Origin of the sequence: Alistipes senegalensis JC50 (assembly GCF_025145645.1) — a bacterium.
GTDB lineage: Bacteria > Bacteroidota > Bacteroidia > Bacteroidales > Rikenellaceae > Alistipes > Alistipes senegalensis.
This window is the reverse complement of sequence record NZ_CP102252.1, coordinates 2773853-2794530: the sequence shown is the minus strand read 5'-3', so window position 1 is coordinate 2794530 and position 20678 is coordinate 2773853. Positions and strand designations below refer to the sequence as shown.

Genomic DNA, 20678 nt, shown 5'->3' with positions numbered 1-20678 from the left:
TTATGGACAAAACGGCTGGCCCGGGCCGCGTCAAAGGCACACTGACGCCGCCCTGTTCGAAAAGTTATGCCCAGCGCGCCCTCGCGGCGGCGCTGCTTTCGGAGGAGGTTTCGGTGCTGCGCAACCTCGAATTCTGCGACGACACCCGCTCGGCCCTGCGCTGCATCGAGGCGCTGGGCGCCCGGGTCCGTCAGGCGGACCCCACGACGCTCTCCATCCAAGGGGGGCTCGACCCCAGGGTCAGCCGGCTCGATGTCGGCGAATCGGGGCTTGCGACACGCCTCTTCACCCCTCTGGCATCGCTCTGCTCCACGCCCATCGTCATCGAGGGGCGCGATTCGCTGCTGCGCCGCCCGATGGGAATGATGCTCGAACCGCTGCGCCGGCTGGGCGTGACGGTCCGCGACAACGACGGCTACCTGCCGGTCGAGGTCCGCGGCCCGATCCGCGGCGGGGAGGTCGAGGTTGACGGATCGGTCTCGTCGCAGTTCATCACGGGGCTGCTGCTGGCCCTGCCCAAAGCCGGACAAGACACGACGCTGCACGTACACGGCGCAGTATCGACACCTTATTTAGATATGACGCTCGACACGGCGGCCCGCTTCGGCGTGGAGATCAGCCAGCGCGACTACGAGGAGTTCTACATCCCGGGACGCCAGCACTACCGTTCGACCTATTTCAGCATCGAGGGCGACTGGAGCGCCGCGGCCATGCTGCTGGTGGCGGGCGCCACGGCGGGAGAGGTCACCGTGCGCAACGTCTCGATGCTTTCCAAGCAGGCCGACACGGCCATCTGCACGGCGCTGGTGCGCGCCGGGGCGGCGGTCATCAACGAGCCGGAGTCGGTGACGGTGCAGCACCGTCCGCTCCGCGCCTTCGAGTTCGACGCCACCAACTGCCCCGACCTCTTTCCGGCGCTCGCCGCGCTCGCCGCAGCGGCCGACGGCGTGAGCGAGATCCGCGGCACCTCGCGCCTCGAATACAAGGAGTGCAACCGCGCCGAGGCCATCCGCGACGAATACGCCAAGCTGGGCATCGAGGTCGATACCTCGGAAGAGGACCTGATGCGCATACGCGGCGGACAGGCGCACGGAGCGCACACCCGGAGCCACGGCGACCACCGCATGGCCATGTCGCTGGCCGTCGCAGCGCTGCGCGCCGACGGCGAGATCACGATCGAGGGGGCCGAAAGCGTCGCCAAAAGCTATCCCGGATTCTTCGAGGACCTCGAACACATCCGGTATTAAACCCGTTTGCCCATGAACCAATTCGGACACAATTTCCGGCTCACCCTCTGGGGTGAGTCGCACGGAGCGCAGATCGGCGTCTCGATGGACGGCGTTCCGGCCGGAATACCCCTCTCGGAGGCCGATTTCGCCGAAGACCTCGCACGCCGCCGCAGCGGAGCCCCCGGGACCACGCCGCGCCGCGAACCGGACCTGCCGCAAATCGTCTCGGGCATCTACGACGGCCGCACGACGGGAGCCCCGCTGACCGTCGAGTTCGCCAACACCAACACCCGGTCGCAGGACTACTCCAACGTCGTGCTCCACTACCGCCCCTCGCACGCCGACCTGGTGGCCCGTCACAAGTTCGGCGGGTTCAACGACCCGCGCGGCGGAGGCCACTTCTCGGCCCGCCTGACGCTGGGGCTGGTCGCCGCGGGGGTCGTCGCCAAAAAGATACTGCCCGCCGGGGTGCGCTTCGCCACACGGCTCACCGAGATCGGCGGATGCACCGACCCGGCGGGATTCGACGAGGTGCTGCGCGCAGCGGCCGCCGACCGCGATTCAGTGGGCGGAGTCGTCGAATGCCGCGTGCAGGGCGTTCCGCTGGGGCTGGGAGAGCCGTTCTTCGACTCGGCGGAGAGCATGATCGCCCACCTGCTGTTCGCCGTTCCGGCGGTCAAGGGGGTGGAGTTCGGCAGCGGATTCGCGGGCTCGCGTCTGCGCGGCTCCGAGAACAACGACTGCTTCACGGACGGCGAAGGCACGACCGCGACGAACCGTGCCGGCGGCATCAACGGCGGCATCACCAACGGCAACGAGATCGTGGTCCGCGCGGCGCTGAAGCCCACGCCGAGCATCAGCCGCGAACAGATGACCTACAACGAGGCCACCGGCCGGGTGGAGCCGCTGGAAATCCGCGGCCGCCACGACACCTGCGTCGCCCTGCGCGGTGCGGTGGTCGTCGAGGCCGCCGTGGCCATCGCCCTGGCCAACTTCATCCGCCGATGACCCGCCGCGATGCCGTCAACCGACTGACCGCACGCCTCGTGCCCCTCTACGGGGAGCGCGAAGCCCGCGCAATAGCCCGCAACACCGTCGCAGAGCTCGCGGGAATCCCGCTGTCGGCGCTGCTGACCGATCCCGGGGCGGAGTTCGCCGCGGAGCGGTCGGAGGAGGTCGCGGAGCGTCTTGCGGCCGGAGAGCCGCTGCAATACGTCGTCGGACACACCGAATTTTACGGGCGCCGCTTCGCCGTGCGCGCGGGGGTGCTGATTCCGCGCCCCGAAACCGAGGAGCTGGTGGACCGGGTGCTGCGCGGCGAGCGCGGGTCCCGGAGGATTCTCGACGTGGGGACCGGAAGCGGCTGTATCGCGGCATCGCTGGCGCTGGGGCTTCCCGACGCGGAGATTTTCGCGGCCGATATTTCGGACGACGCGCTGGCCGTCGCCGCGGAGAATTTCCGGACGCTCGACGCCCGGGTCACGCTCCGCAAGGCCGACGCGCTCGGCGGACTGGCGGAGGCATTCCCGGAGCGTTTCGACGCGATCGTGTCGAACCCGCCCTATGTGCCCGAAAGCGACCGCGCGGAGATGCACCCCAACGTCCGCGACCACGAACCCGCCGTGGCGCTGTTCGTCCCGGACGATGACCGCATCCGCTTCTACCGGGCCATCGCGCAGGCAGGGCGGCGGATGCTCGTACCCGGCGGACGGCTCTGGTTCGAGATTTACGAACACGCCGCGGACGAAATCGTCCGCATGCTGGAGGGCGAAAGATATACCGACATCGCGGTCCATAGGGACCTTTTCGACAAACCCCGCATGATATGCTGCCGGCTGAAGTGAAAAAACGACGCGACAAGACCCCCGAACAAGCGCTCGCCGCGCTGATGCGGCTCTGCGCCCGGGCCGAGAAGTCGGAGAGCGACGCCCGGCGGCTGATGCGCGGCTGGGGGCTGGCCGAACGGGACGCCGAGCAGGTGCTCGGAAAACTCGTCCGCGACCGTTTCATCGACGACGGCCGCTATGCCGAAGCCTTCGTGCGCGAAAAGCTGCGGCTGAGCGGCTGGGGCGCATACAAGATCCGCACGGCGCTGCAACGCAAGGGCATCCGCCGGGAGCTGATCGACGCGGCGCTGGCGCAGGCCGAAGGCGCGGACATGGGCGAACGCCTGGCGCAGATGCTCGCCCGCAAGGCGCGGACGGTGCGGGCCGCCACGCCCTACGAACTGAAAACGAAACTGATACGCTACGGGCTTTCGCTCGGATACGAATACGAGGCGGTGCTCGAAGCCGCCTCGGCAATGGTGAGGGAGACAGATACATGCGAAGATTTTTGACCGTCCTGCTGTTCAGCGCGATCGGTGCCGGGGCGCAGGCCCAGCGGCTCGATCCCGGCGATTACATTTATCCCATACGCGACGTGGCACGGCTCTACTCGGCCAATTTCGGCGAGATGCGCCCAGGGCATTTCCACGCGGGCATCGACATCAAGACCGACGGCGCGGAGGGCAAACCTCTGGTGGCCGTCGCCGACGGCTACGTCTCGCGCGTGAGCCTCGCGGCGGGCGGCTACGGCAGAGCCGTCTACCTCACGCTGCGCAACGGCACGACAGCCGTTTACGGCCACTTGCAGCGCTTCCGCGACGACATCGAGGAGCACGTCCGGCAGGAGCGCACGGCCCGCCGGGCGAACGGCGTCAACCTCTTCTTCGGTCCCGGGACGTGGCCCGTGAAGCAGGGCGACGTGATCGGATTCTCGGGCGACAGCGGCTCGTCGATGGGCCCGCACCTCCACTTCGAGATCCGCGACACCCCGACGCAGCGGCTCTACAACGTCGTCCGCGAGGGGGTCATCCGCCCCGAAGACGACCTGCCGCCCCGCATCATGCGTCTGCACTACGTCGAGGTGGACACCCTGCAAGGCGTTCCGGTGCGCAGCCGTATGGAGAGCTACGCCGTGGTCCGCGAAGCCGAAGGCCGCTACCGCCTGACGCGCGAAGAGCCCGTCGGCGCGGGACGCAAGGGTTATTTCGTGGCCGAGGTCACCGACCGCCGCAACGGCGTGCACAACACGTTCGGCATCTGGCGTGTCACGGCCTCGGTTGACGGCGTCCCCTATTTCGAATACCGCATGGACGGCTTCACCCACGACCTGTCGCGCTGCTGCGACGCCGTGAGCTGCTATTCGCTCCAACCCGCATCGCGCAACGAAGTGATCCGCCTGGCCCGGCTGGCCGGTTCGCCCGGCTGTTTCTACCCGGTGATGGAGGAGCGCGGCGTGGTGCGCACGGCCGAGGGGCAGCTGCGCCGCATCCGTATCGAGGCCGAAGACGACTGCGGCAACCGCTCGGCGCTGGAATTCACGGTCCGCGGACGCTCGGAGAGTTTCCGGGCCGAAGCCGACACGGCGGCCGTCGCCCTCTACCCCGACCGGACCTCGCTCGTGCAGGTCGGACGCGAAGCCCGGACCAGCATCCCCGAAGGGGCGCTCTACGAACCTATATTCGTGAAACCCGAACGCCGCGAGACCCCGCAGGCCGATTCGGGCGTCGTGGTGCTCTCGCCCGCCTACCGGTTCCTCAGCCCCGACACACCGCTGCGGCATCCCGCAGCCGTCACCGTCCGCACCCGCGTACCGCGGCGGCTGCAATTCCGGACCGCGCTGGCCGTGCGCAACCGCAAAGGCCGGCTGGCGTGGGTCGGAGGCTCCTATGCGAACGGCGCCGTGACGGCCTCGACCTACGCCACGGGCGACCTGGTCGCGGTGGCCGACACGCTCGCACCCGCGGTCCGGCCCCTCTTCGCCGAGGGCGCCGACCTCTCGAAATCCGAAAGCCTGCGTTTCCGCGCCGCCGACAATTTCTCGGGCATCGCCTCGTGGACGCTGCGCATCGACGGCGAATGGGTCCCCTGCGACCGGTTCCCCGTGAAGGGCACGCTCGTCCACTTTTTCGACGCCCCGCCGCAGCGGCGCAGGCACGACGTGCAGCTCTCGGTGAGGGACGGATGCGGCAATACGGCACACTTCAAGGGCACATTTTACCGGTAACGCGCAAGGGATTGTGAAAAAATTGCTATATTTGCGATAATCGTAACACTAAGCGAAATGAGCGACAACAATACATCAGAACGTAAACCGCTGATCCTGATTGCGGAAGATGTCGAGAGCAACTACAAGCTGCTGGAAATAATCCTCAAAAAAGAGTACGATCTGCTGTGGGCCAAAAACGGCAAGGAAGCCGTGGAGTACGCTTTCGCAGAGCATCCCGACGCCGTGCTGATGGACATCAAGATGCCGGTGATGGACGGGATCGAAGCGCTGAAAGAGATCCGCCTCCGCACGACCGAACTGCCCGTCATCATGCAGACGGCCTATGCCTTCGACACCGACCGGCGCACCGCCGAGGAGGCCGGATGCAACGGATTCATCACCAAGCCCGTCATGCCGCGCGAACTGAAAATGTATCTCGACAAATACCTCAAATAGCGGCTTCGGCGGCCCTCTTTCCCGAAAAAACAGGCCGGAGATTCGTCCGGTCTGCTTTTTTTATCCATATCGTCCCAGCCCGCACGAACGCCGGAAAGCGGCGGACCCTGCCGCGCAAACAAATCCCGAACGAATATATATGGAACCGCTACCACCCGAAACCGGTTTGCTTCTGAAACTGAAACGCCGCATCGCGGAGTATTTCGAGTTCCGGCAGGAGAAAGAACCTGCGAGGGCTTCGGACATTTACGATTACGTAAAGAACAAGCCTGAATTCCGGCAGTCGATCCCCGATTCGACAGAATTCAGCCGTTTCCTGCGGAAAATGCACGACTGCGGCCTGATGCGGCAGTTCATCAAAAATTACGAGGTTGACACCTCCTGCCATTCGAGGTATCAGTGGAGATTCTTTCCCGCAGAGAAGAGCGTTCCCGAAAAGACGACCGAAAACGACCGGAACGAAGCGACCTCGCATCCCGACGCCGCCCCCGGGTTCCTGCCGCAGACCAAATCGTTCAAAGCGTCGAACGGCGTGACGGTACGTTCGAAGGCCGAACTGTACATTATGAACCGGCTGCTGGCCGTCCGGCATTTCGATGTCTATTACGAACGTCCGCTGACCGCCCGGGGGCAAACCCGATACCCCGATTTCACGATCCGGAACAAACGGACGAACACGGTCTTCTACTGGGAACACTTCGGCATGACGGACAATCCGTCGTATGCGGACGGCATGGCCGAGAAACTCGCCTGGTACCGGCAAATCAGCTACAAAAGCATCGAGGAAAACGGACGGCTCATCGTAACCGTCTATGAGAACGCCGCGCAGTTCATCGACGCCGTGGCACGCATGATTCAGCGCATGGACGAAATCATCGCACCGTGCGGTTTTCTCAGTCCGTCGGCCAAAGAGAGGGAATGACGGCAGATCACTCCGGCAGTTTGCGGTTTATTCTGCATTTCAGCTCTCCATAGGTGCAGTTCAGGATTTCGTAGCGTCCGGAAATTCCTCCGGTCTTATATTCCTCGACCAGATAACACCGCTTTCCCCGGGCCTCGATCGAGTAGCGGCAATGCACGGATTCCCGGACCAGCGCATGTCCGTCCATAATATTCCAGAAGATATTGCGCAGCACGTCGAATCGGGTTCCGAATGGCACGAAATCGCCCGATTCATCCTTGAAATTCACATCGTTGAAGTTTTCTTTCGCCCGTCCCATAGTCAGTTGTTTTCGACACCCAAAAAGTACGATAATTTATCGACAATCGAAAACGACGGCAAAAAGAAAACTTCCGGCCCCGGCCGAAAGTTTTCCGGATGTGATTCCGGAGCGGTTCGAACGCTCGACCCACAGCTTAGAAGGCTGTTGCTCTATCCAACTGAGCTACGGAACCAACGCACACGACGCATATCCATGCGAATTGCGGATGCAAAGATAGGAAAAGTTTTTCATTTTTCCGCGGCATCCGACATCCCGACCGCAGATTTGCAGGCGCAAAATGCGCATTTTTGCAGCATTTATTTTGCCGGGCGGAATATTTTCCCTACATTTGCAGGCTTAAAAGCCCGAATGGGTGAGCGTTTTTAATAACTTATAACAAAATTTTATAGCAAATGGCTGTTAAAATTCGTCTGGCACGTCACGGTAAGAAGGGCTATGCCTTCTATCACATCGTTGCCGCAGATAGCAGAGCGCCACGTGATGGTAAATTCATCGAAAAGTTGGGCATCTACAACCCCAACACGAATCCTGCTACGATCGACCTGGACTTCGGGAAAGCCCTGGATTGGTTACAGAAAGGCGCACAACCTACGGATACTTGTCGGGCTATTCTCTCCTACAAGGGCGTAATGTACAAGAAACACCTCCTGGGCGGTGTCGCCAAGGGTGCGTTCTCCGAGGCCGAGGCCGAAGCACGCTTCAACAAGTGGCTGGAAGCCAAAGCCGGTAAGATCGAAGCCAAGGCCAACAAGCTGGCGACCGACGCCAAGTCGGCCGAGAAAGCTCGTCTGGCTGCCGAGGCCAAGATCAAGGAGGAGCGCGCCGCCGCAATCGCCGAGAAGAAGGCTGCCGCCGAGGCCGCTGCCCGCGAGGCTGCTGCTGAAGCCGCTGCCGAGACCGAAGCTGCCGCCGAGGAGGCCGCTCCGGAAGCTCCCGCCGCAGAATAAGGCGCCGCAGGAGGGCGGGGGCCGCAGATGTTTCCCGCTCCGATAAAAAAACGATAAACCGTCCCTTGGGCGGTTTATCGTTTTTTTGTATTTTTACACCGTAATTCTCAATCCTATGACTGTTCCCGCAGGCAGAATCAACAAACTTTTCGGCACCGAGGGCGGAGTGATGCTCTCGCTCTACCCCGCTTTCCCCGACGATTTCACGACCGACACCCCGCTGATGGTCACCATCGACGCATTGGAGGTGCCGCTCTGGTGCGAGCATTTCGAACGCCGCGGCCAGTCGGGAGCCACCGCCACGTTCGCCGATTTCGACACCGAACGCCGGGCCCAGGAGCTGCTGGGACTCGAATTCCGCATCGAACCGGAAGAGGAGGGCGAGGACGACGAGTTCTATCTCGAAGACCTGATCGGCTTTGCCGTCGAGGCCAAGGAGACCGGAACGCCGGAAAAATTCAAAGGAACCGTCTCGGACTATTACGACAGCGATGTCAATCCGCTGTTCGAACTGGAGATCGGCGGACGGCAGGTGCTGGTCCCCGCCGCCGAGGAGTTCATCGCACACATCGACTTCGAGGCCCGCACGATGCACCTCGTGCTGCCCGAAGGACTTCTGACACTGGAATAGAATGGCACGGGTAGTGATCGGACTTTCGGGCGGCGTCGATTCGTCGGTGGCGGCCTGGCTGCTGAAACAGCAGGGACACGAGGTCATCGGGCTCTTCATGATCAACTGGCACGACACCACAGGCACGCTCGAAGGCGACTGTCCGTGGCACGACGACCGGGTTTTCGCCGAACTGGTGGCCAAGAAGCTGGACATCGCCCTGCATGTGGTCGATCTTTCGGACGAATACCGCGCACGGGTCGTCGAGTACATGTTCGCCGAATACGAACGGGGGCGCACGCCCAATCCCGACGTGCTGTGCAACCGGGAGATCAAATTCGATGTCTTCCTGCGCGAAGCGCTCAAACTCGGGGCCGACTACGTCGCCACGGGCCACTACTGCCGCAAGGCGGAAAAAGTGCTGCCCGACGGCCGCACGGTCTATAAACTATTGGCCGGCAGCGACCCTAACAAGGACCAGAGCTATTTTCTCTGCCAGCTCTCGCAGGAGCAGCTGCGCTATGCGCTGTTTCCGGTCGGGGACCTGCTGAAGCCCGAGGTGCGGCGCATAGCCGCCGAGCAGCAGCTCGCCACAGCCAAACGCAAGGATTCGCAGGGCATCTGTTTCGTCGGCAAGGTGGACCTGCCGACCTTCCTGCAACAGAAACTCGCCCGCAAAAGGGGCAATGTGCACGAGATACTCCCCGCATGGCCCAAATTCCGCCGCGAGGCCGCCCCTGCCGACGGTTCGGAGCCCTCGGACGACCAGTTGGCCGCGCAGGCCGAACCGTGGCACTACACCGTGCGCGACGGCAAGAAGATCGGCGAACACAACGGCGCCCATTTCTACACCGTCGGTCAGCGCAAGGGCCTCGGCATCGGGGGACGCAAGGAGTCGCTGTTCATCATCGGGACGGACGTGGCGCAGAACGCGATCTACGTCGGCGAGGGCGACGCACACCCGGGATTGTGGCGTCCGGCGCTGCACATCGTCCCGGAGGAGGTGCATTGGGTCAACCCCTCGCGCAAAATGGCGCCCGGCACGAACGCCCGGTTCTCCGTGCGCATCCGCTACCGCCAGCCCTTGCAGGGAGCCACGCTCCACATGCGCCCGAACGGCATGTATATCCTCTTCGACGAACCCCAGCGGGGCATCGCCCCGGGGCAGTTCGCCGCCTGGTACGACGGCGACGAACTGGTCGGCTCGGGAGTGATCGAGAAATAACCTAACTGAACCCATCATGATAAAACACCTCGCACTGATCGCCGCCGGAGTGCTTTGCCTGCACACCGCCACAGCCCGCAAGTACGTCGATGCTTCGACGCTGACCCTCATCGGCCGCACCTGCCCGATGGAGGGAAATCCCTATTACCGGGTCGATACGGCCCGTTACCATTTCGACAACGCCACCATCCGCCGCTACTGCGGCTATCCGGCCGGCGTGGCCGTGCTCTTCACCACCGACAGCCGCTCCATCGAGGCCCGCTGGACCACGGCCCCGCGCAGCTACGGCTGGAACATGACCCCGGTCATGCAGCGCGGCATGGACCTCTACATCCGCCGGGACGGAATCTGGACGATGGCCGGCGCAGCGCGCCCCGGACTGGAAGACCGGCACTCCGGCACCATCGTCGAGCACATGGACCGGCAGCCCCGGGAGTGCATGCTCTACCTGCCGACGTGGAGCGAACTGCTGACGCTGGAAATCGGCGTGGACGACGACGCCACCGTCACGCCGCTCGCATCGCCCTACAAGCACCGCGTCATCGTCTTCGGGTCGAGCATCACCCACGGAGCCTCGGCCAGCCGTCCGGGCATGGCCTATCCGGCGCGCATGAGCCGCATGACAGGCATCGAGTTCGTCAATCTGGGGTACAGCGGCAACAGCAAGCTCCAGCCCGAATTCGCACGGCTGCTCGCCGAAACCGACGCCGACGCCTTTCTCTTTGACGCCTTTTCGAACCCCTCCCCGGAGTTGATCCGCGAGCGGCTCGACGCGTTCGTCGCGGCGCTCGTCGAGGCGCACCCCGACAAACCGCTGATCTTCATGCAGACCCACTGGCACGAGGCGGGCAACTTCAACAACAAAGCCGCGCGGTTCCACCGCGAGCGGATCGACACCGCCGACCGGATGATGCGTCGGCTGGCGAAACAATACGACAACGTCTACTTCCTCGACGGCGAGTGGTACTACGGCAAAGACTGCGAAGGAACCATCGACTGCGACCACGGCTCCGACCTGGGATACGACCGTATGATCCGCGAACGGCTGCCGCACATCCGGAAAATCCTGCGCAAATACGGCATCCGATAACACCGGAGAAAACTCTCTCCGACCGGGCCCTGCGGTTTTCCGCAGGGCTTTTCTTTCAGGGGAGCCGAGGGAGGGGCAGACGAGAAATACGGCGCTTAGTTATAACTAAGCATCGATTATGTATACACAATCGGCAATAATGGCATGTTTTTTAGCTTTACAGAATCAAAAACATGCCTGTGATACATCCTATCGACCAATATATAATTGACGCCATTCGCAAGGAGAGGAAACGACAGAACATCTCCCAGTCAATGCTTGCCTTTGGAATCGGGGTATCCAAAAGTTTCATTGGACAGGCCGAAAGCCCGAAATGCGACATCAAGTACAGTCCGCACCATATCAACGAGATCGCCAAGTTTCTGGGCCGTTCGCCCCGCGATTTCATGCCCGAAAAACCCCTCTGACATCCGGTTATGACAATGCGCCGCCCGATTTTCACCGCTCTGTTCTGTGCCGCATGCTGCGGCGCCCTCGGCCAGCGTCCCGTGGGCGTCGCCTACTACGACGTAGACCGCCTCTACGACACCGTTCCGGCGCTCTTCTACGACGATTCCGACTACACGCCCGAAGGCCGCCTGCGGTGGACTGCGGCGCGCTACGAACGCAAGATCCGCAACACGGCGGCCGTCATCGACTCGATGGCCCTGCCGATCGTGGCGCTGTGGGGCGTGGAGAACGAGCAGGTCGTGCGCGACCTCTCGGCAGCCTGCCGGGGCGACTACTCCTACCTCCACCGCACGCTCAATTCGCTCGACGGAATGGATTTTGCGCTGCTCTATTACGGAGACCTCTTCTACCCCGTTTACGACGAATCGGGCCGCGGCTACCTCTATGTCGAGGGCGAGCTGGGACGCGACACCGTGGGGCTGGTGCTGTGCTCCGACCCGCGCACGGCCCGGTGGCTCATCGGCGACCTGCGCGAGGAGCGCCCGCATGCGAAACTGCTCGTCATGGGCCGCACGGGATCATTTTTCACACCCCGCCACGGACTCCGCGACAGAACCCTGCGGGCCGAAAAATCGGGCCACGGCAATGTCCGGAGCGCCCGGAAATGGCGGATGCGCGACCGGATCTGGGCCGACACGGCGCTGCGGACTTCCGAAGGCGACGTTTTCGCACGCCGCTATCTGGTTGACCAAAAGAGCGGTAACCCCCTCGCAACCTACTCCCGAGGGGTCTACCGGGGCGGTTACGGATATTCCCTCCCGGTGTTCGTATACATCCGGTAGATTTTTTTGGAAATTTCGAAAAGTTTTCGTATTTTCGCAATCCCTCGGACGAAAATAAAATTTTCGGGTTGCGGTCGCGGCGGCGTTACCGCTATTTTTTAAGTTCCGGGGAAACGTGTTAGAAAAAAATTTACATACACATACCAATTAAAAAAAATCAAAAAACTATGGCAGACGTAAAACGGGTCTATACCTTCGGCAACAAAGAGGCCGAAGGAAACGGCAAAATGCGTGAACTGCTCGGCGGCAAGGGTGCCAACCTCGCGGAGATGAACCTGATCGGCATCCCCGTTCCCCCGGGATTCACCATCACCACGGAAGTGTGTGCGGAGTACTACAAACACGGCAAGGAGGCCGTCATCGAACTGCTCCGCCCCGAAGTCGAGAAGGCGATGAAGAACATCGAGAACCTGACCAGCATGAAATTCGGCGACAAGGAGATGCCGCTGCTCGTTTCCGTCCGCTCCGGAGCCCGCGCTTCGATGCCCGGCATGATGGACACCATCCTCAACCTGGGCATGAACGACCAGGCCGTGGAGGCCGTAGCCAAGCGCACGGGCAACCCGCGTTTCGCATGGGACTCGTACCGCCGCTTCGTACAGATGTACGGCGACGTGGTGCTGGGCATGAAGCCCGTCTCGAAGGAGGATCACGATCCGTTCGAGGTCATCATCGAAGAGCAGAAAGAGAAGAAGGGCGTCAAGAACGACACCGACCTGACGACCGACGACCTGAAGGAGCTGGTGAAGAGCTTCAAGGCCGCCGTGAAGAAGCAGACCGGCGAGGACTTCCCGACCAATCCGTGGGACCAGCTCTGGGGCGCCGTCTGCGCCGTGTTCGGTTCGTGGATGAACGAGCGCGCCATCCTCTACCGCAAGCTCAACAACATCCCCGCCGAGTGGGGCACGGCCGTATCGGTACAGGCCATGGTATTCGGCAACATGGGCAACAACTCCGCGACGGGCGTGGCCTTCTCGCGCGACGCCGCGACGGGTGAAAACCTCTTCAACGGCGAATACCTCATCAACGCCCAGGGCGAGGATGTCGTGGCCGGCATCCGCACCCCGCAGCAGATCACCATCGAGGGTTCGAAGCGCTGGGCCGTGGCTCAGAAGGTCTCGGAAGAGGAGCGCAAGGCGAAATACCCCTCGCTCGAAGAGGTGATGCCTGAGGTTTACAAGGAGCTGTTCGACATCCAGCACCACCTGGAACAGTATTTCACCGACATGCAGGACATCGAGTTCACGATTCAGGACGGCAAGCTCTGGATGTTGCAGTGCCGCAACGGCAAGCGCACGGGCGCCGCGATGGTCAAGATCGCCATGGACATGCTCCGCGAGGGTCTGATCGACGAGAAGACCGCCGTGCTGCGCTGCGAGCCCGCGAAGCTCGACGAACTGCTCCACCCCGTCTTCGACAAGAAGGCCATCTCCAGCGCACAGGTCATCACCAAGGGTCTGCCCGCATCGCCGGGCGCCGCGACGGGTCCCGTGGTGTTCTTCGCCGAGGACGCCGAAAAGGTGCTGGCCAAAAACGGCGCACGCGCCATTCTGGTGCGCATCGAGACCTCGCCCGAGGACCTGAAAGGCATGCTCGACGCGGCAGGCATCCTGACCGCACGCGGCGGCATGACCTCGCACGCAGCCGTCGTGGCCCGCGGCATGGGCAAGTGCTGCGTATCGGGCGCCGGCGAGTTGCAGATCGACTACAAGGCCCGCACGATCCAGGTCAACGGATTCACGGTGAAGGAGGGCGACTGGATTTCGCTCAACGGCTCGACGGGCGAGGTTTACCTCGGCCAGGTGGCCACCAAGGCCGCCGACCTGAGCGGCGATTTCGGCAAGCTGATGGAGCTCGCCGGCAAATACTCCGTCATGAAGGTCCGCGCCAACGCCGACACCCCGAAGGACGCCGCACAGGCATTCGCGTTCGGCGCCGAGGGCATCGGCCTCTGCCGCACGGAGCACATGTTCTTCGAGGGCGACCGCATCAAGGCGTTCCGCGAGATGATCCTCGCCGACGACGAGGCCGGACGCCGCGTGGCGCTGGCCAAGCTGCTGCCGATTCAGCGCGGCGACTTCGAGGGGCTGTTCAAGGCCATGAACGGATACCCCGTGACGGTCCGCCTGCTCGATCCCCCTCTGCACGAGTTCGTGCCCCACGATGAGAAAGGTCAGAAGGAGATGGCCGCCGAGATGGGCGTGCCCCTGGCAAAGATCGTCGCCAAGGTCGAGTCGCTGGCCGAGTTCAACCCCATGCTGGGACACCGCGGCTGCCGTCTGGGCAACACCTATCCCGAGATCACCGAGATGCAGGCCCGCGCCATCATCGAGGCTGCCATGAACGTCAAGGCTACGGGCATGCCCGTGCACGTGGAGATCATGGTGCCGCTGGTGGGCAACCACAAGGAGCTGCGCTATCAGAAGAGCATCATCGACGCGACGGCCGAACAGGTGTTCTCGGAGCGCAACGACAAGATCGACTACATGGTCGGCACGATGATCGAGGTTCCGCGCGCCGCCGTGACGGCCAACCAGATCGCCGAGGTCGCCGAGTTCTTCTCGTTCGGAACCAACGACCTGACGCAGATGACCCTCGGATTCTCGCGCGACGACATCGGCAAATTCCTGCCCGTATACCTGGAGAAAGGCATCCTGAAGAACGACCCGTTCCAGATCCTCGACCGCAACGGCGTGGGCCAGCTGATCCGCGAAGCCGTATTCAAGGGCCGCGGCACGCGCCCGACGCTCAAATGCGGCATCTGCGGCGAGCACGGCGGCGAGCCGTCGTCGGTGGAGTTCTGCCACTACGCAGGTCTGAACTACGTGAGCTGCTCGCCCTTCCGCGTGCCCATCGCACGTCTGGCAGCCGCACACGCAGCGCTCAACCAGAAATAACGGTCCGATGCCGGGAACAGCCCGGTACGATTTCGGAAAACCCGCAGCGCGACGGCTGCGGGTTTTCTTTTCGTCGGCAAAACCCCGCGGTTCGTTGAATATGTTTGGTCGTTATGGGAAAATTTTCTATTTTTGTTTGGCAAACAGTTTGAATAACGTCTATTCATATAAAAAACGGAAAAATGAAAAAGTTCTTATTTTCGGCGATCGTCGCGCTGTTCGCAGTATCGGCAGTGTCGGCGCAGGACAAAGGAAACTGGGCAGTAGGCCCTCAGATCGGAATTTACACCAACACAGGTGCTGACGGCGCCATCTTCGGCATCGGAGCCAAGGCCCGTTACAGTTTCACCGACACATGGCGCATCCAGCCGGCAATCACCGCCCTCTGCAAGAAATACTGCTCGGTGGACATCAGCGCCGACGTGCAGTACCTGTTCCAGATCTCCGACTCGTGGACGCTCTACCCGCAGGCCGGTCTGAGCGCCAATGACATCGGCGACTGGTCGTGCGGCATCAATCTCGGCGGCGGTGCGGACTTCGCCGTAGCCCGCAACTGGGATATTTCAGCCGGATTCAAATGGATGATCCAAACCCACCAGTACTGGAAAAACCCGATCATCATCAATATCGGCGCGGCCTACAAGTTCTAAGCCGGATACCGGATAAAACGAATCCCGGAAACCTTCGAGGTTTCCGGGATTTCATTTTGTCACCGGCGGCGCTCAGCGCCTCTCGTTCACATGGATCATCTCGAAAATCTTATATCCGATCGGGGCGTAACTGCGCCACGCCGAACGCTTCGCCCGATAGACATAAGGCCGCTCCCCGGCATAAAGCGTCACTTCGGGCTCGGCCCCCTCGTCGAAGAATCCGCAGAGCAGCGACCCGTCGGCGTCGAAAGTGTAGCGGTGTTTCCACCCCTTCTTCTCCGGTTCGAGGTAGAGCTTCTCCACAGGCCCCGCCAGCACCACCCGTCCCGAGACGAAACGCACCGAATCGACCGGAACGGCCTGCGCCATGCGGCACGTGAAATTGATCGTCGCACGGCCGCCGCGGTGCTCCTTATAGGTGATGTCGAAGGTCAGGTCGCCCGCCTCCCGGCTCTCGAAGAGCGTCACCGGAAAGGTGTGGTAAATCACGCCGTCGCTCTCGGCCTTCGAGACGTAGTGGCTGCGGATGTTCTGCCCCGAGGCCGTCAGCACGCCCCCGACGGCGCAAAACGCAGCCAGCAGCCCGAGTTTAGTCACCGTAGACGATGATCGTGTAGATCGTGTAGACCCCGACATAGGACTTGGCCTGATAGTCTACGTGGTGGATGCGCGTGATGCCGGCCTCGCGGGCTGCGGCCTGGATGCTCGCATCGCCCAGAGCGACGACGCCCACATAGCCCTTGGCCTCGGCGGTGCCCACCTTGCTCGACCCGGCGTTGCCCGTAACGGCGAGCCCGTCCTTCACATCGGTATAGATGCCTCCCACGAGCGGAGACTTGACACATCCGACGAACATCATGGCCGCGAATGCCAGCGTAAAGATTTTTTTCATAATCGCATTATTTGGTTTTGTAGGCGCAGCGGTATTTCCCCTTCGCCAGATTCAACAGTTTTCCTTTGAGCAGCTGGCGGCGCAGCGGGGCGATGCGGTCGGTGAAGACCACGCCTTCGATATGGTCGTACTCGTGCTGGATGACCCACGCCTTGAGCCCCGTGAACTCCTCGTCGTGCTCGACGAAATCGGTGTCCAGATAACGCATGCGGATCGCCAGCGACCGCGACACGTCGGCATGGATGCCGGGGAAGGAGAGGCATCCCTCGTTGTAGGTCCTCTTCTCCTCGGAATAGGCGTAAATCTCGGGGTTGATGAAAGCACGCTTGTAGTCGGCGCACGAGGGGTCCTCCTCGCCCCACGGCGTGCAATCGACGATGAACAGACGGATGTTCTTGCCGATCTGGGGAGCGGCAAGGCCGACTCCTTCGGCCTCTTCGAGCGTGAGGAACATATCCTCGGCCAGTTTTTTCACGTCGGGGTAGTCGGGCGTTATCTCTTCACAGCGTTTGCGAAGCGCCTCATCCCCGTAAATTACAATCGGATAGATCATTTGTTAAATTCCATATAACTCTGCAATATGATCGTTGCAGATATTTTGTCCACCAACGCCTTGTCGCGGCGGGCCATCCTGCCGATGCCGCTTTCGAGCATCGTGCGGTGGGCCATCACCGAGGTAAAGCGTTCGTCGTAGAAAACCACCTCCTTGTCGGGCCATGCCCGCCGCAGGCGTCCGGCCAGCGGTTCGATGAACCTCCACGTCTCGGAGGGCGTGCCGTCCATCCGCGAGGGTTTTCCCACAACTATCGTACTAACGTCCTCCCGGGCGAAATATTTCGCCAGCCACGCCTCCAGCTCCTTCGTCGGGACCGTTTCCAGACCTCCGGCGATCAGGCGCAGGGGATCGCTCACGGCAATCCCCGTGCGCCGGGTCCCGTAGTCTATGGCAAGAATGCGGCCCAAATCAGAGATTCAGCATTTTGAACAGCTTGCGGTAGGAGCACTCCTCATCGACCATCGCATGCAGCTCTTCGATCTTGACGCGCTCCTGCTGCATCGTGTCGCGGTGGCGGACCGTCACGGTGCCGTCCTCCAGCGTCTGTCCGTCAACCGTCACGCAGAACGGCGTGCCGATGGCGTCCTGACGGCGGTAACGCTTGCCGACGGAATCCTTCTCGTCGTAAACGACGTTGTAGTCGTATTTGAGCCGATCGACGATCTTCTGCGCCACCTCGGGCATGCCGTCCTTCTTGACCAGCGGCAGCACGGCGACCTTGATCGGGGCCAGTGCGGGCGGGAATTTCAGCACGACGCGCGAGTCGCCGCCTTCGAGCTGCTCCTCGGTGTAGGCCGCCGACATCACTTGCAGGAACATGCGGTCCACGCCGATCGAGGTCTCGACCACATAGGGGACATAGCTTTCGCCCGTCTCCGGATCGAAATACTGGATCTTCTTGCCGGAGAACTTCTGATGGCTGCCCAGGTCGAAATCCGTCCGCGAGTGGATGCCCTCGACCTCCTTGAAGCCGAACGGGAAGTTATACTCGATGTCCGTGGCGGCGTTGGCGTAGTGCGCCAGCTTGTCGTGGTCGTGGAAGCGGTAGTTGTCGTCGCCGAAGCCCAGCGCACGGTGCCAGGCCATGCGGGTGTTCTTCCACTCGTTCCACCACCCCATCTCGGTCCCGGGGCGCACGAAGAACTGCATCTCCATCTGCTCGAACTCGCGCATGCGGAAGATGAACTGACGGGCCACGATCTCGTTACGGAAAGCCTTGCCGATCTGCGCGATGCCGAACGGAATCTTCATGCGGCCGGTCTTCTGGACGTTCAGGAAGTTGACGAAGATACCCTGCGCCGTCTCGGGACGCAGGTAAATGGTGCTCGCGCCCTCGGACGTGGAGCCCATCTGCGTCGAGAACATCAGGTTGAACTGCCGCACCTCGGTCCAGTTGCGGGTGCCCGAAATCGGACAGGCGATCTCGCAGTCGATGATAATCTGGCGCAGTTCCGCGAGGTCGTTGGCGTTCAGCGCATCGGCGAACCGCTTGTGCACCTCGTCGCGTCTGGCCGCGGTCTCCGCCACACGGGGCGACGTTTCGCGGTATTTGGCCTCGTCGAAATCGGCGCCGAAACGCTTGCGGGCCTTCTCGACCTCCTTTTCGATCTTCTCGTCCTGCTTGGCCAGCCACTCCTCGACCAGCACGTCGGCACGGTAGCGCTTCTTCGAATCCTTGTTGTCGATCAGCGGGTCATTGAACGCCGCGACGTGTCCCGAAGCCTCCCAGGTCTTGGGGTGCATGAAGATCGCGGCGTCGATGCCGACGATGTTCTCGTGCAGTTTGACCATCGAATCCCACCAATAGCGCTTGATGTTGTTCTTCAGCTCCACGCCGTTCTGCCCGTAATCGTACACGGCGCCGAGTCCGTCGTATATCTCGCTCGAAGGGAATACGAAGCCGTACTCCTTGCAATGGGCGACAAGTTTCTTGAAAAGTTCTTCCTGAGTCATCGCAATCTGTTTTACTTTACTGATTTACCGAATTACAAAAGTACAAAATAAATGGAAAAAGCCCTCGCCGGTACGGATTTTATTTCTATATTTGTGTCGGCAGCCTGTGAGGGCCGCCGACATACGACGATAAAAAGCGCATCGGCTTTTTTCTTACGGGGTGAAAATTGGACACTTTCGCTAAGCAGTAAGGAATAAAGGTTGATGCTCTCGCTGTTTTTCAGCGTGGGCATATTCCATCATTCTACTGTTTAGGTCGTCCAATACCTCACCCGTGGATGTGGAATTTTGCCTGCGCCTTTTGTTAGCGGAAAAGCAACAACTCCTTTAACAAAATAAAAATGAAAACAGCAAAATTCTTCATGGCCTTCATGGCCGCCGCGCTGCTCGCGTCATGCAGCGACAAAGACAACGATTATTCGGGCGATTTCGGGCAGATCAAAGTCCCCGACACCCGGCAATTGGAACAGACCGTCACGGCCGACGACACGCAGACCGCCCGGGGCGTGACCTTCACCACCGAAGGGGCATGGACCTCGACAATCGCCGAAAAGACCCGCGCCGAAGCCCCCGACTGGATCGGAATCTCGCCCGACCACGGCGACGCCGCAGGCAGTTACACGCTGAAAATCACCCTCCAGCCCAACGATTCCGAGGAGTCCCGCACGGCGACAATCGTCATCAACTGCGGCACGTCGAAGATCGAGATCACCGTCACGCAGGAGGGTACGGACAACCCCGTCGAACCGATGCCGGCCAACCGGATAACACGTATCGAAAGCCGCCAGCAGACAATCCGAAACAGCGGCGATTCGGACCCGGAGCGATGGACTTCGACCAGCCACTTCGCATACGACGATGCCGGACGTCTCACGAGTTACGAATGGGACGACACTCCGGAGAACACGGACAACGCCATGGATGAGGTCCTCCGGATCAGCTATCCCGACGCTAAGACCCTGAAACTGTCCGCCGAAACGACGGAATCGCCCGAAAAGGAATCGTACACCGTCACGCTCGACGATGCAGGGCGCGCCGTCGCCGCCCACAGCGACGACGGTCCCGAACGCTGGACCTTCGCCTACGACGGCAACGGCTACTGCAAGGAGTGCACCTACGAGGGCGACGAAACCCACTACTACCCGCGCACGGTCTGCCGCTGGAGCGGCAACGACCTCACCGGTCTCGACATCTACCGGGAGCAGGACCTCGATTTCAGCTACGAATTCGAATACCACACCGACCGGCCCAACACGCCCGCATTGTGCAACCTCGACCTCAATGCGCTCCTGTTCGACGTATGCCCCGACATCGAGGACACCGACTTCTCCATGGGAGCGGTACTCTCCGGAATCGGGCGGCTGGGCAAACGCAGCGCCCATCTGACGAACAGCTATCCGGACGAGAGCATGTTCTCGGTCGAGCCATTACCCGACGGATCAATTATCAGTTTCAGAGCCCTGAACGAGCGGATCGAATGGAAGCAGGTCGATGGACGGATCACCGAGGTCATCTGGTCTCAGGAGGTAGAGTGTTTCCAGCGAAAAGGCGACAATGAAACGATCCTTTCCGAACGAGGCTACAAGGAGACCGAAACGCACCGGATTTTCTATTGACGGACTTTCCTCCCGAAAACCGAACGGCGGTCTTTGTAAGACCGCCGTTTATTTTACCCCCCCCGGGAGA

At 61.6% G+C, this 20678-nt stretch carries 22 protein-coding genes and 1 tRNA gene; 16 read left to right on the top strand and 7 right to left on the bottom strand.

Going from position 1 to position 20678, the window contains the following annotated elements:
• Positions 1-2: 2 nt before the first annotated feature.
• From aroA to NQ519_RS11160, 7 genes are all read left to right on the top strand, one after another.
• Complete coding sequence (gene aroA / locus NQ519_RS11190; RefSeq protein ID WP_019151073.1) at positions 3-1247, top strand: 3-phosphoshikimate 1-carboxyvinyltransferase; 1245 nt, start codon at positions 3-5, stop codon at positions 1245-1247.
• Between the two features lie 12 nt (positions 1248-1259).
• Positions 1260-2237 carry a chorismate synthase gene (locus NQ519_RS11185; protein WP_019151074.1) on the top strand — a complete coding sequence of 326 codons (978 nt, stop codon included), beginning with the start codon at positions 1260-1262 and terminating at the stop codon, positions 2235-2237.
• Positions 2234-3073, top strand: a complete 840-nt coding sequence (gene prmC, locus NQ519_RS11180) for a peptide chain release factor N(5)-glutamine methyltransferase (protein WP_019151075.1) — start codon at positions 2234-2236, stop codon at positions 3071-3073. Before NQ519_RS11185 ends, prmC begins: the two co-directional genes overlap by 4 nt.
• Entirely contained in the window at positions 3055-3567 is a 513-nt protein-coding gene (locus NQ519_RS11175) for a regulatory protein RecX (protein ID WP_019151076.1), read from the top strand. Before prmC ends, NQ519_RS11175 begins: the two co-directional genes overlap by 19 nt.
• Positions 3552-5279 (top strand): M23 family metallopeptidase, encoded by a 1728-nt coding sequence (locus NQ519_RS11170; RefSeq protein WP_026076598.1) that lies wholly within the window; start codon positions 3552-3554, stop codon positions 5277-5279. Before NQ519_RS11175 ends, NQ519_RS11170 begins: the two co-directional genes overlap by 16 nt.
• 57 nt (positions 5280-5336) lie before the next feature.
• Positions 5337-5717: a response regulator gene (locus NQ519_RS11165; protein ID WP_019151078.1), complete on the top strand. Its 381-nt coding sequence runs from the start codon at positions 5337-5339 to the stop codon at positions 5715-5717.
• Between the two features lie 139 nt (positions 5718-5856).
• On the top strand, positions 5857-6639 hold the full coding sequence (locus NQ519_RS11160; RefSeq protein WP_083871075.1) for a hypothetical protein: 783 nt from the start codon (positions 5857-5859) through the stop codon (positions 6637-6639).
• A gap of 7 nt (positions 6640-6646) precedes the next feature.
• Here NQ519_RS11160 and NQ519_RS11155 read toward each other — a convergent pair whose 3' ends face one another.
• Both NQ519_RS11155 and NQ519_RS11150 read right to left on the bottom strand, forming a co-directional pair.
• Positions 6647-6937, bottom strand: coding sequence for a hypothetical protein (locus NQ519_RS11155; RefSeq protein WP_019151080.1), 291 nt, complete (start codon positions 6935-6937; stop codon positions 6647-6649).
• 101 nt (positions 6938-7038) lie between these two features.
• Positions 7039-7112, bottom strand: a tRNA-Arg gene (locus NQ519_RS11150).
• Positions 7113-7332: 220 nt separating this feature from the next.
• Here NQ519_RS11150 and NQ519_RS11145 point away from each other — a divergent pair.
• The 8 genes from NQ519_RS11145 (at position 7333) to NQ519_RS11110 (ending at position 15591) form a co-directional block, all read left to right on the top strand.
• Positions 7333-7887 carry a 30S ribosomal protein S16 gene (locus NQ519_RS11145; protein ID WP_083871078.1) on the top strand — a complete coding sequence of 185 codons (555 nt, stop codon included), beginning with the start codon at positions 7333-7335 and terminating at the stop codon, positions 7885-7887.
• Between the two features lie 115 nt (positions 7888-8002).
• Positions 8003-8518 carry a ribosome maturation factor RimM gene (gene rimM / locus NQ519_RS11140; protein ID WP_019151082.1) on the top strand — a complete coding sequence of 172 codons (516 nt, stop codon included), beginning with the start codon at positions 8003-8005 and terminating at the stop codon, positions 8516-8518.
• 1 nt (position 8519) lies between these two features.
• Positions 8520-9722, top strand: a complete 1203-nt coding sequence (mnmA, locus tag NQ519_RS11135; RefSeq protein WP_026076599.1) for a tRNA 2-thiouridine(34) synthase MnmA — start codon at positions 8520-8522, stop codon at positions 9720-9722.
• Between the two features lie 16 nt (positions 9723-9738).
• The gene (locus tag NQ519_RS11130) at positions 9739-10812 is read left to right on the top strand and encodes an SGNH/GDSL hydrolase family protein (protein WP_019151084.1); all 1074 of its coding nucleotides are present in this window, start codon (positions 9739-9741) and stop codon (positions 10810-10812) included.
• A gap of 173 nt (positions 10813-10985) precedes the next feature.
• On the top strand, positions 10986-11219 hold the full coding sequence (locus NQ519_RS11125; RefSeq protein ID WP_019151085.1) for a helix-turn-helix domain-containing protein: 234 nt from the start codon (positions 10986-10988) through the stop codon (positions 11217-11219).
• A gap of 15 nt (positions 11220-11234) precedes the next feature.
• Positions 11235-12044: an endonuclease/exonuclease/phosphatase family protein gene (locus NQ519_RS11120; protein ID WP_019151086.1), complete on the top strand. Its 810-nt coding sequence runs from the start codon at positions 11235-11237 to the stop codon at positions 12042-12044.
• Between the two features lie 167 nt (positions 12045-12211).
• Positions 12212-14941, top strand: a complete 2730-nt coding sequence (gene ppdK, locus NQ519_RS11115; protein ID WP_019151087.1) for a pyruvate, phosphate dikinase — start codon at positions 12212-12214, stop codon at positions 14939-14941.
• A 182-nt stretch (positions 14942-15123) separates the two neighbouring features.
• The gene (locus NQ519_RS11110; RefSeq protein ID WP_019151088.1) at positions 15124-15591 is read left to right on the top strand and encodes an outer membrane beta-barrel protein; all 468 of its coding nucleotides are present in this window, start codon (positions 15124-15126) and stop codon (positions 15589-15591) included.
• Positions 15592-15663: 72 nt separating this feature from the next.
• On the opposite strand, the gene NQ519_RS11105 is transcribed toward NQ519_RS11110, so the two are convergent.
• The 5 genes from NQ519_RS11105 to NQ519_RS11085 are packed head-to-tail and all read right to left on the bottom strand — an operon-like array spanning position 15664 to position 18992.
• A complete protein-coding gene (locus tag NQ519_RS11105) occupies positions 15664-16188 on the bottom strand; it encodes a hypothetical protein (RefSeq protein ID WP_227901119.1) in 525 nt (174 codons plus the stop codon).
• The gene (locus tag NQ519_RS11100; protein ID WP_019151090.1) at positions 16181-16483 is read right to left on the bottom strand and encodes a TRL-like family protein; all 303 of its coding nucleotides are present in this window, start codon (positions 16481-16483) and stop codon (positions 16181-16183) included. Before NQ519_RS11100 ends, NQ519_RS11105 begins: the two co-directional genes overlap by 8 nt.
• A gap of 7 nt (positions 16484-16490) precedes the next feature.
• On the bottom strand, positions 16491-17036 hold the full coding sequence (gene def / locus NQ519_RS11095; protein WP_019151091.1) for a peptide deformylase: 546 nt from the start codon (positions 17034-17036) through the stop codon (positions 16491-16493).
• Entirely contained in the window at positions 17033-17446 is a 414-nt protein-coding gene (gene ruvX / locus NQ519_RS11090) for a Holliday junction resolvase RuvX (RefSeq protein ID WP_019151092.1), read from the bottom strand. Before ruvX ends, def begins: the two co-directional genes overlap by 4 nt.
• Before the next feature lies 1 nt (position 17447).
• Positions 17448-18992: a glycine--tRNA ligase gene (locus NQ519_RS11085; RefSeq protein ID WP_019151093.1), complete on the bottom strand. Its 1545-nt coding sequence runs from the start codon at positions 18990-18992 to the stop codon at positions 17448-17450.
• A gap of 341 nt (positions 18993-19333) precedes the next feature.
• On the opposite strand from NQ519_RS11085, the gene NQ519_RS11080 reads away from it, so the two are divergent.
• Entirely contained in the window at positions 19334-20608 is a 1275-nt protein-coding gene (locus tag NQ519_RS11080; protein WP_227901120.1) for a BACON domain-containing protein, read from the top strand.
• Positions 20609-20678 lie beyond the last annotated feature (70 nt).